Source organism: Cellulomonas hominis, from assembly GCF_901521055.1.
Lineage (GTDB): Bacteria > Actinomycetota > Actinomycetes > Actinomycetales > Cellulomonadaceae > Cellulomonas > Cellulomonas endometrii.
The window spans coordinates 1-14,953 of record NZ_CABEGA010000077.1 but is presented as its reverse complement, the minus strand read 5'-3'; the positions used below and the strand labels follow the sequence as shown (position 1 = coordinate 14,953).

Genomic DNA, 14,953 nt, shown 5'->3' with positions numbered 1-14,953 from the left:
TGGGGAAAGAGTCTGAGCTGCGGAAGGAACTTAGAAAAAAAACCGAGCAGGAGCACAGAGGAAACAACAACTCCTGTGGGAGGCGTGAGAAGATGCTGGGCGATGGCATGTTTTTTTTTCCAAGCAGAAGACGGCATACGAGATAGCGTAGCGTCTCGTGGGCTCGGAGATGTGAAATAAGAGACAGACCCAGCACCCCGCCCCGCCCGCCGACCACAGCGCCGTGGCCACCGCACCGGCCGACCGAGAGGAGCCCCGATGACCGGCACCCGCCCCGACCACGCCGCCCCGCACGCCCGCACCGGCCCGTTCCGCCGCGCCGTCGTCACCGGCGGCGCCGGGTTCCTCGGCAGCCACCTGTGCACCGCGCTGCGGCAGGCCGGGACCGAGGTGGTCTGCCTCGACAACTTCCTCACGGGCAACCCGGCCAACGTCGCGCACCTCATGGACGACCCCGGGTTCCGGCTCGTGCGGTCGGACCTCACCGACTACGTGCACGTCCCCGACGCGGTGGACCTCGTGCTGCACTTCGCCTCCCCGGCGTCGCCCGTCGACTACCTGCAGCTGCCCATCCAGACCCTCAAGGTCGGGGCCCTCGGCACGCTGCACGCCCTCGGCCTCGCGAAGGAGAAGGGCGCGCGCTTCGTGCTCGCCTCCACCTCCGAGGTCTACGGCGACCCGCAGGTGCACCCGCAGACCGAGGACTACTGGGGCCACGTCAACCCCATCGGCCCGCGCGGCGTGTACGACGAGGCGAAGCGGTACGCCGAGGCGCTGACCACCGCGTACCGCGGCGCGGAGGGGGTGGACACCGGCATCGTCCGGATCTTCAACACCTACGGCCCCCGGATGCGCCCCTACGACGGCCGGGCGATCCCGACGTTCATCCGCCAGGCGCTCGCCGGGGAGCCGATCACGGTCGCCGGCGACGGCAGCCAGACCCGGTCCGTCTGCTACGTCGACGACCTGGTGCGGGGCATCCTCGCGCTCGCGGCGTCCGGGCACCCCGGCCCGGTGAACATCGGCAACCCGACGGAGCTCTCCGTCCGGCGGATCGCGGAGGACGTCGTCGCGGCCACCGGCTCCCGCTCGGAGATCCGGCTGATCGAGCGGCCCGTCGACGACCCCGAGGTGCGCCGGCCGGACACCACGCTCGCGCAGCAGGTGCTCGGCTGGGCGCCCGAGGTGACGTGGGAGGACGGGCTCGCGCGGACCGTGGCGTGGTTCGCGGAGGCGGTCCGGGTCCCGGCGTAGGGGCCGGCGCGCCGGTCAGTCCGCCACGGCCACCCGTCGGTCCTGCGGCGCGGTGAGCACGAGGCCGCGGCCGACCGCGTCCCAGACCTCGTCCACGGTGATCCGGTCCAGGGCGGGGTCGAGCACCTCGGCGTGCGGGTCGCCGGGGTGGTCCAGGTCGCCGTGCCAGAGCACGAGGTGCCGGTCGGCGTCGATCCGCGGGCCCCACCACGCGGGGGGCGTCGGGCCGAACAGCAGGACCGACGGCGTGCCGACGGCGGTCGCGAGGTGGGCCACGCCGGTGTCGCCGCACACCAGCAGGCGGGCGCCGGCGACCAGCGACGCCAGCCCGGGAAGGTCCAGGGAGCCGGACAGGTCCACCGTCCCGGCCCCGGACAGCGCGGCGACGCGGGCGCACAGGTCGCGCTCGTCGGGGCCGCCGGTCACCGCGACCGCCCACCCGGTGGTCGTGAGACGCGCACCGAGCGCGCCCCAGCGGTCGGCGGGCCAGCGCCGGGAGCCCGACGCCGCCCCGGGGTGCAGGACGACGACCTCGCCGCTGCGGGGTGGTGCCGGCACGTCCACCCGCAGGTCCTCGGGTCCGCACGGGCCGCCGGCGTCGGACACGAGCCGGCACCACCGGTCGACCTCGTGCTCGTCGGGCCGCCACGCGGGGCCGCGGTGGCCCGCCCCCGGGCTGTCGAACCCGACGAGCAGCCTCGGGCCGGTGTCGAGCAGCAGCCGGTGGCTCTGCGGGCCGCGGCCGTGCAGGTCCACCGCCACGTGCCCGCCCGGGCCGCCCCACGCCAGCGGCTCGAGGCCCGCGGTGGGCAGCACGGCGTCGACGACGCCGACCTGGACCAGCCAGTCGCCCACGGCGGGCGGCGCCGCGAGCACGATCCGGTGGTCCGGCCACCGGCGCCGCACGCCGCGCAGCGCCGCGACCCCCGTGAGCAGGTCGCCGAGCCCGAGCGCCCGCAGGACCAGGACGTCCCCGGGCCCGCCCGTCACGGCCACGAGCTCTCGCCGGACGCCATGACGAGCAGCTCGCGGATCTCGCTGCCGACCGGCTGGGTCAGCGCGGTCACGACCGCACCCGCCGTGGCCCGGGGGTCGTTCAGGTCCGCGTCCGGGCCGGGCTTGTACTGCTCGGCCCGGCCGTCGAAGAACGCGGTGCGCATCCCGCCGGGCACGAGCAGCGTCACCCCGACACGGCCGGCGTACTCCGCGGCGAGCGCCTGCGAGAACCCGCGGACCCCGAACTTCGAGGTCGCGTAGGCGGTCGCGTCGCCCATGCCGCGCAGCGACAGCGTGGAGCCGACGGTCACGACGGTGCCGCGCACCTTCTCCAGGTACGGCAGCGTGGCGCGGACCACCGCGGCGGTGCCGAACAGGTTGACCCGCACGACCCGCTCCCAGGTCTCGGTGTCGATCTCGGTGAGCGGTCCGCACGCGTCGGTGCCCGCGGCGGTGACGACGCCGGTCGGCTCCCCGGCGGTGAGCACCAGCTGCTCGACGGCGGCCGCGGCGGCGGCGGAGTCGGACAGGTCGACCTCGACGTAGGGCACGCCCTCGCGCGGGGGGACGCGGTCGAGCACGGCGGGCTTGCCGCCGGCGGCCTCGACGGCGTCGACGACCGCGGCGCCGAGACCGGACGCGCCCCCGGTGACGAAGACGGTGCCGAGCGGACGGGGGGTCAGGGGCGGGAGAGCGGTCACGAGAGCTCCTTCGACGAGCGGGAGGCGCTGCGGGCGGCGCCCGTGCGCTGGAGGATCGAGGTGGTGGACCGGCCGTCCAGGTAGGGGAGCAGGACCACCCGGCCGCCGTGCTGCTCGACGACGTCCGCCTCGGGCAGCCGGGTGCCGCCGTAGTCGCCGCCCTTCACCCACACGTCCGGGCGCAGGCGGTCGAGGACGGCGCGCGGGTCGTCCTCGTCGAACACCACGACGGCGTCCACGCAGTCCAGGGCCTCGAGGACCCGGGCGCGGTCCGGTGCGCCGACGACGGGGCGGTCCGGGCCCTTGAGCCGGCGCACCGAGTCGTCGGAGTTCATCAGCACGACCAGCGCGTCGCCGAGGCGCCGGGCGGCCTGCAGGGTGGCGACGTGCCCGGCGTGCACCAGGTCGAAGCAGCCGCCGGTCGCGACGAGCGTCCCGCCGGACAGCCGCAGCCGGGCGGCCAGCGCCGCCAGGGGGTCGGCCTCGGCCTCGGGCCGGTGCTCGCCGTCCCCGGGGTCGTGCGCCACCGGCGGGGCCTCGTCGCGGCGGCGGCGGAAGCCCTCGGCCCCGCCGGCGGCCACCCACGCGGACGCGTCGGTCACCGCGGCACCGACCGCCGCGGACGGGACCGCGCCGCGCGCGAGCGCCACGGTGGCGGACGCGGCGAACCGGTCCCCGGCGCCGCACGGGTCCCCGTGGGGCGCCGGCGGGGCGGGCACGAACACGGTGTCGCCCGCGGCCGCCAGGTACGCCCCGAGCGCCCCCGCCGTGACGACGACCCCGCGCACGCCCCAGGCGTCGCGCAGGGACGCCGCGAGCCTGTCGGACGGCGTCCGGGCCCCGGCGTCGAGCGCGCGCCGGGCCTCCGCCACGTTCGGCGTGACCAGCAGCGTGCCCGGCACCGGGTCGGCTCCGCGCGGGTGCGGGTCCCAGACGGTGCGGGTCCGGGGCGCGGTCTCCGCGAGCAGCGCCCGCACCCGCGGGTCCCGTGTTGTGCCCGCGCCGTAGTCGGACACCAGCACGGCGTCCGCGCCCAGCAGCGCCTCCCGGACGGCCTCGACGTCGACGTCGTCGGGGTGCCCAGGGCCGCCCTCGTCCAGCCGGACGATCGACTGGCCGCCGCTGCGCACCCGCGTCTTGGTGCGGGTGGGGCCCGCGTGGGGGAGGGTCACCAGGGTCACCTCCGGCGCCAGCAGCCCCGCGAGCCGGCGCCCCGCGTCGTCGTCCGCGACGGGCGCCACCAGCGTCACGTCCGCGCCCGACGCCGCGCAGAGCAAGGCCGCGAGGCCGGCACCGCCGGGGCTCTCCCGCACCGCCGCGACGTCCAGCACGGGCGCGGCCGAGTCCGGGCACAGCCGCTCGGTCGTGCCGTCGACGTCGCGGTCGAGCAGCGCGTCGCCGACGACCACGACCCGCGGCCGGCGCCCCGGCGGGGGCACGTCCCGCTCCGTGGGCACGCCCCCGGACTCCCGCACGCCCTCCACCTCGCCGAGTGGAGCGTCCTGCCCGACACGCACCGGCGTGTCGGGCCGGGCGCTCCACTCCGCCGGCTCCGACGCGGAGGGGCGACCCGGCAGCACGTGCTCGTCGACGACCGCGCACAGCGCGTGCAGCGCCACCAGGTGACCCGTCTGCACCCCGGCGGTCGTCGGGGCGGCGACGCACAGGGCGTCGTCCGCGAGGCCGGCAAGCGCGTTGGGCGCGGGGCCGGTCATCGCCCACACGGTGAGGCCGAGCCGGCGACCGCGCTCGGCGGCGCGCAGCACGTTGGGGCTGGTGCCCGACGTCGACAGCAGCACGAGCACGTCGCCCGGCCGGCCGTGCGCCTGCACCTGGCGGGCGAAGACCTCGTCCGCCCCGTAGTCGTTGACGACGGCGGTGAGGGTCGACGTGTCGGCGGTCAGGGCGATCGCCGAGTACGGGTCGCGGTCCTCGCGGAACCGCCCGACGAGCTCGGCGGTGAGGTGCTGCGCCTCGGCGGCGCTGCCCCCGTTGCCGGCGACGAGCAGCCGGCCGCCGGCGCCGAGCACCGCGGCCAGGGTGCCCGCCCACCGGTCGAGCCGCGGCGCCTCGCCCCGCAGGGCGTCCAGCGCCCCGCCGACCTCGCGCGTGTGCTCCTCGAGCCAGGTGGCGGCGCTCATCCGGCACTCACCGCCCGCAGCGCCGGGCGCACGAGCGTCCGGTAGACGGCGGCGGTCTGCGCGGCCACCCGGTCCCACGCGTAGCGGGACACGGCCGCCCGCCGGGCCGCGCGACCGTACGCCGCGCAGCGACCGGGGTCGTCGAGCAGCGCGCGCAGGGCACCGGCGAGCGCCGCGGGGTCGCGCGGCGGGACCAGGACACCGGTCCGGCCGTCCTGCACGGTGTCGAGCAGCCCGCCGACCGCGCTGCCGACCACCGGCACCCCGCAGGCCGCGGCCTCGACGGGCACGATGCCGAACGGCTCGTACCAGGGGGTCGCGACGACGACGTCCGCCGACCGGATCAGCTCCGGCATCCGGGCGTGCCCGACGCCGCCGAGCAGGTGCACGCGGTCGGCGACGCCGGCTTCCCGGGCCACGTCCAGCAGCCGCTGCGCCTCCGGGTCGCCGGCCAGGCGCTCCCGCGGCGGGCCACCGGCGACGGTCAGCTCCGCGTCCGGCAGGTCGGCGAGCGCCCGGACCACGGTGTCGACGCCCTTGCGCTCGACGAGCCGGCCGACGCACAGCAGCCGCGGGCCGCCCGGTGGCCGCCCCTGCCGCCGCGCGGGGGAGAAGTGCCGCACGTCCACGCCGCACGGCACGACGCGGGTGCGCGACTCCGGCACGCCCATCCGGCCCAGCTCGGCGACCTCGTCGGAGCACGTCGCGACGACGACGTCCGCGCGCTGCGCCACGACGACCTCCGCCCGCACCCGCCCCGGCGGGCTGGTGTCGGCGGCGCCCTGGTGCCGGCGCTTGACCGAGCCGAGGGCGTGGAACGTCTGCGCGACCGGCACGCCGTGCGGCTCGGCCGCCTGGAGCGTCGCGAGCCCCGACATCCAGAAGTGCGCGTGCGCGACGTCCGGGGGCGCGGTCGCTGCCCACCGGTCCGCGAGCCACCGGCCGAACTCGCCCATGTGCGGCAGCAGCTCGTCCTTGGGCAGCGCGACCGGTGGACCGGCGGGGACGTGCACCACCTCGACGCCCGGCGCGAGCGGCACCCGCTCGGGCGTGCGCGGGTCGTCGCGCCGCGTGTAGACGTCGACCTCGTGGCCGAGCCGCGCGAGCTCGGTGGCGAGGGCCGCCACGTGCACGTTCTGCCCGCCGGCGTCGACGCCGCCGAGGACGGCGAGCGGGCTGGCGTGCTCCGAGACCATCGCGATCCTCATCGGGTCACCTCCGTCAGGACGTGCTGCCAGTCGGACAGGAACCGCGCCATGCCGAACCGCCGCAGGGCGTGGGCGCGGGCGGCGGCACCGCGCTCGCGGGCCTCGTCGGGGTCGGCCAGCCAGCGCCGGGCCGCGGCCGCGAGCACCGCGGGGTCGCTGGAGACGACGCCGGCCTCCGGGGGAACGGACTCGGGGGCCGCGGTGGTGGCGAGGGCGAGGACCGGCATCCCGATCGTCATCGCCTCGACGAGCGACAGCCCGAGGCTGGTCCACCGGTACGGGTGCAGGTACGCGCGGGCCTGCCCGAGCCGCGGGTGCAGCTCGGACTGCCGGACGTCCTCGTGCAGGTGGCCGGTCAGCGCGAGGTCGCCGCGCAGCCCCGCCGCGGCGGCCCGCTCGGCGAGGGCGGACATCCCCATGCCGTAGACCTCGACCGGCACCTGCGCGGCCAGGTCGAGCAGCACGTCGGTGCCCGCGACCCGCCACCGCCGGACAGGCTCGTTGACCACCGCCGCCACCCGCGCGCGCTCGCCCGTGTACAGCGGGCCGGGGTCCGGCACGGCGTGCTCGATCACGGTGGTCGGCGCGCTGCCGTTGTCCCAGACCAGCGCGTTGTAGTGGGTGACGTGCACGACGGGGACGTCGCTGCGGTCCGCGAGGTGGTGGCGGGTCGCCACGGCGGGGCCCGTCGGGGTGTTGTGCTCGACGTAGACCGCCGGGACGTCCACCCCGGCGCGCAGGCCGGTCAGCTCCTGCAGCAGCTCGAGCTCCCGCGGGCGCTGGAGCACGACCACGTCGACCGGCTCGTCGCGCAGCCGCTCGACGGGCACCTCCCGCGCCCGCTCCGGCCAGTCCCACGTGCGGGCCCGGCCGAGCCCGTCGGCGGTCCGCCCGGCGTCGACCGGCATCACGTAGTCGAGGTCGCCCTGGACGAACGACGTCATCCAGGACCCGTGCACGTGCCAGGCGAGGACCCTCATGCGGGCACCCCCGCGCGGGCGTCGGCGGTCAGCCGGTCGACGGCGGCCACGACCTCCGCCGGGTCGACGCCGGCGAGGCAGGGGTGGCCGGGCACGGGGCACTCCCGCGCTCGGGTGCCGGCGCAGGGCGCGCCGGGGTCGCCCAGCAGCACGGTCGGCACCCCGTACGGCGCCCAGCGGTCCGCCGGCACGACGGGCGCGAACAGCGAGACCACGGGGGTCCCGACCGCGGCCGCGAGGTGCGCGGGCCCGGTGTTCCCGACGACCACCGCGGCGGCGCCGGCCAGCACGCCGGCGAGCGTGGCCAGGTCGGTGCGCCCGCCGAGGTCCACCGCCCCGGGCACGCCCTCGGCGACGCGCGCCGTCAGCCCGCGCTCGGTCGGCCCGCCGGTGACGACGACCGGCCACCCGGCGCCGGTGAGCGCGGCCACCGCGGCGCGCGCGTCCTCCGGCCGGGGCGCCCGCGCGGGCACCGAGGCGCCCGGGTGCAGCACCACGTAGGGCAGGTCGGGGACGAGGCCGTGCACCTCGGGGAGCGGCCCGCGCACCGCGAGCCGCCCGTCGTCCCCGGCGGGCAGGTGCCCGCCGGCCGCGTGCGCGAGATCGAGCGCGGCCTCCACCTCGTGCAGGCCCTCGGGGCGGCGGTGCCGCACGTCGAGCAGCGACCCGGGGTAGTCCTCGCTGGTGGCGGCCACGTGCTGGACGCCGGCGAGCCGGAGCAGCAGGGCGGTCGGCAGCGGGCTCTGGTGGAACGACGTGAACACGACCGCCCGGGCGTACCGGCGGTCCGCGACGGCGCCGACGACCTGCGCGACCGCCGCCTGGTCGAACACCGCGGGCCGGTAGCCGCTCCACGGGGCGTCGAAGGTCAGGACCTCGTCGACGCCCGGCAGCAGCGCGGCGGCCCGCGAGCCCTGCGGGGACGCCAGCACGTCGACGGGCCCCAGCGCGCGCAGCGCCCGGACGGCCGGGCCGGTCAGCAGCACGTCGCCGTCGCTGTCCAGCCGGACGGCCAGCACCCGGCTCACGCCGCCGCCCCCTCGGCCTCGGAGTCCGCACCGTCGGGTGCCGGCTCCTCGCGACGGTGCCGGGGCGGCAGCACGCCGGGCACGAGCCGCGCGACGGCCGACCACAGGTCCGGTGCGACCTCCGGTGCGGCCTCGACCTCCTCCGGCCGGGTCGCCGGCGTCGGCACGAGCACGGCCCGGGCACCGGCGGCGACCGCGGCGTCGACGTCCGCGCCGATGTCCCCGACCACGGCGCAGGCGGCGGGCGGCACCCCGAGGGCGCGCGCGGCCGCGAGCACCATGCCGGGCGCGGGCTTGCGGCAGGTGCACCCGTCGTCCGGGCCGTGCGGGCAGACCTGCACCGTGCCGAACGGTCCGACCAGCTCCGCCAGGCGCGCGTTCACGGCGTCGACCTGGGCGCGCGTCAGGACGCCCCGGGCGACGCCCGACTGATTCGACACCAGGCCGACGGCGATCCCCGCCGCACGCAGCGCGTCGAGCACCTCGCGCGCGCCGTCGACGGGGCGCACCTGCGCCGGGTCGCCGTTGTAGGGCACGTCGTGCACGAGCGTGCCGTCCCGGTCGAGCAGGACCGCCCGCACCGGGACGGGCCACGGGTCGACGCCGCCGCGGTGCGCGAGCGTGCCGCGCAGCCGGTGCCGGACGGCAACGAACGGGATCACGGCGCTGGTCCACGCCATCCGGCGCCACTCGGGCGCCCAGTCCGGCTGGCCGGGGCGCGGGCCCGGCGCGATCCGCCGGCGCGCGAAGTCGGCCGTCAGCGCGAGCCAGCCCGCGCCGGCGAGGGCCGCCGGCCGGCGGTGCCCGGTCAGTGCCGCACCGGCTGCGAGCCCGGCGGCCGCGACCGTGGCGACGTGCCACCGGAACCGGCCGCGTCCGGTCTCGGCCAGCTCGCGCCACCCGGGACCGTGCAGGGCCCGCATCAGCGCGTCGTCGGCCGCGCCGGCCTGGACCCGGACGCTCACCCGGTCGTCCGCGGGCCGGACGGGGTGGGTGGTCGTCCGGGACCCACGCGTGAGCTGCCACCCCGCGAGCCGCACCCGCAGCGCGAGGTCTGAGTCCTCCCGGTAGGCCCGCGGGAACCGCTCGTCGAAGCCGCCGGCCTGCTCCAGGGCCGCGCGACGGAAGGCCATGTCCGCCGTCGCCCACCGCGCGCCCTCGAGCCCGGCGGTGCTGCGCTCCCAGTCCAGCGGGGGCCGGTGGGCGGGCAGCGGGACGTGCAGCCGCGCCTGCGTGGCGGCGACGTCCGGGCCCGCGGCGGCCAGGTCGGCGGCGAACGCGTCGGCCCAGCCCTCGGGGAGCAGGACGTCGTCGTCCAGGAACGCCACCCACGGGGTCCTCGTGCTCCGCCAGCCGGCGTTGCGCGCCGCCGCCGGTCCCCGCCCGCCCGAGCGCAGCACCCGCAGCGGGGCGGGCAGCGGGCCCAGGTCCGCGAGGTCGAGCGGCGTGGTGTCGGTGAGCGGCCGGTCGTCGACCACGACCACCGCCTCCGGCGCCGGGAGCGCGTCGGACCGGTGCGCGTCGAACGGTTGCGCGGCCAGCGAGCCCAGCATCGCGCGGAGCTGCGGGCGCCCGATCGTCGGGACGACCACCGACCACCGCGGGCCCGTCACGGCGCGACCGCCCCGGCCTGCTCCTGCCGGGACCCGTCGGGCGCCGCGAACACGGCCGCCCGGCGCACCAGGTGCGGCCCCATGACCAGCAGGTCCACCGGCGCGGAGCCGAACAGCTCCAGCGCGTCCCGCGGGTCGTCGACCATCGGCCGGCCCGCGGTGTTGAGGCTCGTGTTGATCACGACGGGCAGGCCCGTGCGGTCGCGGAACGCCTCGATCGTGGCGCCGAGGCGCGGCTGCACGGCGGGGTCGACGGTCTGGATGCGGGCGGTGCCGTCGACGTGCACGGCGGCGGGGATCCGGTCCCGCCACTCCTGCGCGACGGTGTGCACGAACAGCATGTACGGGCTCGGGATCGGCCCGGCGGAGAAGATCTCCGCGGCGTGGTCGAGCAGGACCATCGGCGCGACGGGCCGGAACTGCTCGCGGCCCTTGACGTCGTTCAGGCGCTCCAGGTTCTCCGCGCGGCCGGGGTGCGCGAGCAGCGACCGCTGGCCGAGCGCGCGGGGGCCGTACTCGCTCCTGCCGTCGAACCAGGCGACCACGCCGTCGTCGGCGAGCACGCCGGCGACCTCCGCGGCGAGCTCCTCGGTCGTCGCGGGCGTCGTGAACGGCACCTTCGCGAGCCGCAGCCGCGCCGCGATCTCGTCGTCCGACCAGGACCGGCCGAGCGCCGCGGACGGCATCGGGTGCAGCGGCTCGCCCTCGTCGGCGGCGACCTGCATCGCGGCGCCCAGGGCGGTGCCGGCGTCGCCCGCGGCGGGCTGCACCCACATCTCCTCGAAGCCCGACTCGCGCCAGATCCGCGAGTTCGCCACGCAGTTGAGAGCGGTGCCCCCGGCCATCGTCAGCACCCGGTCCCCGGTGCGCCCGTGCAGCCAGCGCGCGAGGTCGACCAGGACCTCCTCCAGCCGCGCCTGCACCGAGCACGCCAGGTCGGCGTGGTCGCCGCCCCACGTGCCGTCGTCGACCCGGGCCGGCGCCCAGCGGCTCCAGTCCGGTGCCTCGGCGACGAACCCGCCGTCTCCCGTGGCGCGGATGACCTCCCGCAGCTCGTCGAGGAACCGGGGCTCGCCGTAGGACGCCAGCGCCATGACCTTGTACTCGTCGCTGGACCGCAGGAACCCCAGGTGCTCGGTCAGGGACTCGTACACCAGCCCCAGCGAGTGCGGCAGCTCCTGGCTCGCGAGCACCTCGAGTCGGCCGTCGACGTACCGTCCGGCCAGGTGGGAGGCCCGCTCGCCGCGGCCGTCGAGCACGAGCACGCTGCTGGTCGGGTGCGGCGAGGCCAGCGCGGCGGACGCGGCGTGCGCGACGTGGTGCGGCACGAACCGCACGCGCGACCGGTCGAGGCCCGGCAGGGCCGTGGCGAGGAAGTTCGGGGCCTTCTCCGCATACATCAGCCGCAGGTGGTCCCACGGGTCCGTGAGGCCGAGCTCCTCGGCCGGCTTGGACAGCGCCGGGTCGAACGAGTAGGCGACCGCGTCCAGGTCCTCCGGCCGCAGGCCCGCGACGTCGAGGCACCAGCGCATCGACAGCTCCGGCAGCTCCCACGCGGCGAACGGCACGGGCCGCTTGCCGTGCTTGCGGCGGCTGAACCGCTCCTCCTCCGCCGCGGCGACCACCTGGCCGTCGACGACGAGGGCGGCGGAGGGGTCGTGGTAGATGGCGTTGACGCCCAGGATGCGCATGAGTGGCCGACCTTCCCTGAGTCGTACAGAGTCGAGGTGCTCGACGTACGGGGGGACGTGGCTCGGGCCGCTGGCTGGACCCGGCGATCGTGTGCTCCGCGCCACTCTGTCCGGGTGAAGCACGGTTCGCATCTTGAACCGTGCTTCCGATCCGTCCGGTTCGTCCCGATCCGCCCGTCCGACCCCGTGACAACCCGTCCCGACCACGCCGATCACCCCGCTCCTCACGACCCTCCGGAGGCCCACGTGACCCTGACGTCCGCCACGCCGCAGCAGCAGATCGCCGCCGGCAGCCGCCTCGCCGAGCACCTGGTCGACGGGCACGTGCGCCCCGCGGCCGGTGACCGGGAGGTGCTGCGCGTCGCGCCCACCACCGGCGAGCCCGCCCTCGTGCTGGTGCCCGCGACGGCCGCCGAGGTGACGGAGGCCGTGACCGCGGCCGACGCCGCCCGCGCCGCCTGGCGCCGGACCGCGCCGGGGGAGCGCGCCGCCGCGCTCCGGGCCGCCGCGGCCGCCGTCCGCTCGGAGGCCGACGTGCTCGGCGCCGAGCTCTGCGCCGCCACCGGCCGCCTGCTGGGCCAGTCCGTGGAGTCGGCGCTGGTGGCGGCCGACCTGCTCGACGAGGCCGCGACCACTGGGCTCGGCGCCACGGGCCGGACGCTCGCGGGCGCGGGCGGCGCGCTCGACGTGGTCCGGCGGGAGCCGCACGGCGTGGTCGCGGTGATCACGCCGTGGAACGACCCGTACCCGGCGGCCGCCGGCCTGCTCGCCGCCGCGCTCGTCACCGGGAACACCGTCGTGCACAAGCCGTCCGAGCGGTCCGCCGTCCCGGGCTGGCACCTCGGCCGGCTCGTCGCCGAGGCGCTGCCCGCCGGCGTCCTCAACGTGGTGAACGGCGACGGGGCGACCGGGCAGGCGCTCGTCGAGGACCCCCGCGTGGCGCTCGTCGCGCAGGTGGGCAGCACCGCGACGGGGCGCCGGATCGCGGCGACCGCCGGGGCCCGCGGCGCCCGGGTGCTGCGCGAGAACGGCGGCAAGGACCCGATCCTCGTGGACGCCGGGGTCGACCCCGCGTGGGCGGCCGGGCAGATCGCCACCGGGGCGTTCACCAACACCGGGCAGCTCTGCACGTCGGTCGAGCGGGTGTACCTGCACGAGCAGGTCGCCGACGCCGTCCTGGCGGAGCTGGTCGCGATCGCCGAGGCGCTCGTCGTCGGTGCCCCCGACGACCCCGCGACCGGGCTCGGCCCGCTCGTCGACGCGGAGCAGCGCGCCGTCGTCGAGGCGCACGTCTCCGGCGCGCTCGCGGCCGGGGCGCGGGCCCTGACCGGCGGCACGACGCCCGAGGGTCCCGGCACGTACTACCCGCCGACCGTCCTCGACGGCTGCACGGCCGACATGGCGGTGCTCACCGAGGAGACGTTCGGCCCGGTCGCTGCTGTCACCCGCGTCCGCGACTTCGACGAGGGGCTGCGGCTGGCCTCCGCCGGGCGGTACGGGCTGGCCGCCACCGTCCTGACGCCCGACCTGGAGCACGCGCTCCGGGCGGCCGACGAGCTCGAGGTCGGCACGGTCAAGATCAACGCGGTGTTCGGCGGCGCGCCCGGCGGCTCCGCCGACCCCCGCCGGGACAGCGGCGCGGGCGCCGGGTACGGGCCGGACCTGCTGGCGGCGATGACCGTGCTCAAGGCCGTGCACCTCGAGCCGGCCCCGGGGGCGTGAGCGTGCTGCGTGGCGTGCGCACGGACGACCGCCGGGCACCGGGACGCCTGCTCGCGCGGACGGTCGGGGGCGCCCGGCCGCGCGGCCTGGACCCGGCCGCGGGCGTGGTGGTCACGGACGTCGGGGACCCCGGTGCCCCCGCCGCCGTCCTGGTGCACGGGATCGGGGTGTCCGAGCGGTACTTCCGGCCGCTGACCGCCCAGCTCGCGCGGGACCGCCGGGTGCTCGTGCCGGACCTGCCGGGGTTCGGCCGCAGCCCGAAGCCGGAGCGGGTCCCCACCGTCGAGGACCTCGCGGACGTCGTCCTGGCCGTGCTGCGGCACCGCGGCGTCGACCGGGCCGTGCTCGTCGGGCACTCGATGGGCGCGCAGGTGGTCGCCGAGGCGATGCTGCGGGCCCCGGAGGTCGTGGAGCGGGTGCTGATGATCGGCAGCGTCGTGGACGCCGCCGCACCGACCGTGCTCGGGCAGGCCGGCCGGCTCGCGCGGGACGGGCTGCACGAGCCGCCGGGCGTGAACGCGATCGTGCTGACCGACTACCTCCGGGCCGGCCCCCGGTGGTACTCCGCGGTGCTGCCGCACATGTTCGCCTACGACACCGCCGCGGCCGTCTCGCGCCTGCCGGGCCCGGCCCTGCTGGTCCGCGGGGCTGACGACCCGGTCGCGAGCCGCGAGTGGGTGCGGGAGCTGGCGCGGCTGGCCCCCCGCGGCGCCGTGCGGGAGGTCCCGCACGCCGGGCACATCCCGATGGCGACGCACGCGCCGCTGGTCGGCCGCTGGGTCCGCGACGGCGTGCCGGAGCTGCGCGACGACGTGCCGGGGCTGCGCGAGGGCACCCGGTGACCGCGCGCCCGGTGCCTTCGAGCCCCGTGCCGTCGCGCCCCGTGCCGTCGCGCCCCGGGCCCGCCCTGCTCCTGCGGCACGCCGCGTGGTGGGCGCTCGACTACGCCTACGCGGCAGCCCGCCAGGTGCAGGGCCTGCTCTCGCGCACCACGCCGGACACGTACACCGACCCGCACCCCGCCCGCCGGCCCGCGGTGCTGCTGCTGCCCGGGGTGTACGAGTCCTGGCGGTTCCTGGAGCCCCTGGCCCGCGACCTGTTCCGGCACGGCCACGCCGTGCACGTCGTCGCCCCGTTCGGCCTCAACCGCGGCAGCATCCCCGACATGGCCGAGCTGGCGGCCGCCGCCCTGCGCGACGAGGACCTGCGGGACGTGGTGATCGTCGCGCACTCCAAGGGCGGGCTGATCGGGAAGGCGGTCATGGGGCGCACCGACGTCCGGGACCGCGTGCTCGGCATGGTCGCGGTGAACACGCCGTTCTCGGGGTCCCCGTACGCGCGGCTGCTGCCGCTGCGGTCCGTCCGCGCGTTCCTGCCGGACGACGAGGTGCTGACGGCGCTCGCGGCCCAGCGCGCGGACAACAGCCGGATCGTGTCGGCGGCGACCGTCTACGACCCGCACATCCCCGGCGGCAGCGCGCTGCCCGGGGCGCGGCTGGTCCGGCTGGCGACGCCCGGGCACTTCCGGTCCCTCACGGACCCGGGGCTCGTGCCGCTGCTGCTCGCGGAGCTGGAGCGGTTCGCGGCCGGGCCGAGCCCGGTGCTGTGTAACAACCCCC

12 protein-coding genes are annotated in these 14,953 nt (G+C 77.8%); 4 read left to right on the top strand and 8 right to left on the bottom strand.

Going from position 1 to position 14,953, the window contains the following annotated elements:
• Positions 1–258 precede the first annotated feature (258 nt).
• A complete protein-coding gene (locus tag KJP73_RS17390; protein ID WP_213284137.1) occupies positions 259–1,254 on the top strand; it encodes a UDP-glucuronic acid decarboxylase family protein in 996 nt (331 codons plus the stop codon).
• 15 nt (positions 1,255–1,269) lie between these two features.
• Here the strand turns inward: KJP73_RS17390 and KJP73_RS17385 are convergent, their stop codons facing one another.
• Genes KJP73_RS17385 through KJP73_RS17345 form a run of 8 tightly spaced genes read right to left on the bottom strand, consistent with a single transcriptional unit; the run spans position 1,270 to position 11,612 of the window.
• Entirely contained in the window at positions 1,270–2,250 is a 981-nt protein-coding gene (locus KJP73_RS17385) for a glycosyltransferase family 9 protein (RefSeq protein ID WP_213284136.1), read from the bottom strand.
• Positions 2,241–2,951, bottom strand: coding sequence for an SDR family oxidoreductase (locus KJP73_RS17380; RefSeq protein ID WP_249669503.1), 711 nt, complete (start codon positions 2,949–2,951; stop codon positions 2,241–2,243). Before KJP73_RS17380 ends, KJP73_RS17385 begins: the two co-directional genes overlap by 10 nt.
• Positions 2,948–5,092 carry a PfkB family carbohydrate kinase gene (locus tag KJP73_RS17375; RefSeq protein WP_349628342.1) on the bottom strand — a complete coding sequence of 715 codons (2,145 nt, stop codon included), beginning with the start codon at positions 5,090–5,092 and terminating at the stop codon, positions 2,948–2,950. The genes KJP73_RS17380 and KJP73_RS17375 overlap by 4 nt, the downstream gene beginning before the upstream one ends.
• The gene (locus KJP73_RS17365; protein ID WP_213284135.1) at positions 5,089–6,300 is read right to left on the bottom strand and encodes a glycosyltransferase; all 1,212 of its coding nucleotides are present in this window, start codon (positions 6,298–6,300) and stop codon (positions 5,089–5,091) included. The genes KJP73_RS17375 and KJP73_RS17365 overlap by 4 nt, the downstream gene beginning before the upstream one ends.
• Positions 6,297–7,280 (bottom strand): glycosyltransferase, encoded by a 984-nt coding sequence (locus KJP73_RS17360; RefSeq protein ID WP_213284134.1) that lies wholly within the window; start codon positions 7,278–7,280, stop codon positions 6,297–6,299. Before KJP73_RS17360 ends, KJP73_RS17365 begins: the two co-directional genes overlap by 4 nt.
• Entirely contained in the window at positions 7,277–8,308 is a 1,032-nt protein-coding gene (locus KJP73_RS17355) for a glycosyltransferase family 9 protein (protein WP_213284133.1), read from the bottom strand. The genes KJP73_RS17360 and KJP73_RS17355 overlap by 4 nt, the downstream gene beginning before the upstream one ends.
• On the bottom strand, positions 8,305–9,921 hold the full coding sequence (locus tag KJP73_RS17350) for an HAD-IIIA family hydrolase (protein ID WP_249669502.1): 1,617 nt from the start codon (positions 9,919–9,921) through the stop codon (positions 8,305–8,307). Before KJP73_RS17350 ends, KJP73_RS17355 begins: the two co-directional genes overlap by 4 nt.
• Positions 9,918–11,612, bottom strand: coding sequence for a carbamoyltransferase family protein (locus KJP73_RS17345; RefSeq protein WP_213284132.1), 1,695 nt, complete (start codon positions 11,610–11,612; stop codon positions 9,918–9,920). The genes KJP73_RS17350 and KJP73_RS17345 overlap by 4 nt, the downstream gene beginning before the upstream one ends.
• Before the next feature lie 246 nt (positions 11,613–11,858).
• Between KJP73_RS17345 and KJP73_RS17340 the strand changes: the two genes are divergently transcribed.
• From KJP73_RS17340 to KJP73_RS17330, 3 genes are all read left to right on the top strand, one after another.
• Entirely contained in the window at positions 11,859–13,334 is a 1,476-nt protein-coding gene (locus tag KJP73_RS17340) for an aldehyde dehydrogenase family protein (RefSeq protein ID WP_213284131.1), read from the top strand.
• 14 nt (positions 13,335–13,348) lie between these two features.
• Positions 13,349–14,176, top strand: a complete 828-nt coding sequence (locus KJP73_RS17335) for an alpha/beta fold hydrolase (RefSeq protein ID WP_213284130.1) — start codon at positions 13,349–13,351, stop codon at positions 14,174–14,176.
• A gap of 41 nt (positions 14,177–14,217) precedes the next feature.
• The coding region (locus KJP73_RS17330) for an esterase/lipase family protein (RefSeq protein ID WP_213284129.1) at positions 14,218–14,953 on the top strand (736 nt) is incomplete at its 3' end.

Bases quoted from the DNA above. Each gene is read 5' to 3' on its own strand.
- KJP73_RS17390 (WP_213284137.1), top strand. From the start codon at position 259: ATGACCGGCACCCGCCCCGACCACGCCGCCCCGCACGCCCGCACCGGC.
- KJP73_RS17360 (WP_213284134.1), bottom strand. From the start codon at position 7,280: ATGAGGGTCCTCGCCTGGCACGTGCACGGGTCCTGGATGACGTCGTTC.
- KJP73_RS17345 (WP_213284132.1), bottom strand. From the start codon at position 11,612: ATGCGCATCCTGGGCGTCAACGCCATCTACCACGACCCCTCCGCCGCC.
- KJP73_RS17365 (WP_213284135.1), bottom strand. From the start codon at position 6,300: ATGAGGATCGCGATGGTCTCGGAGCACGCCAGCCCGCTCGCCGTCCTC.
- KJP73_RS17375 (WP_349628342.1), bottom strand. From the start codon at position 5,092: ATGAGCGCCGCCACCTGGCTCGAGGAGCACACGCGCGAGGTCGGCGGG.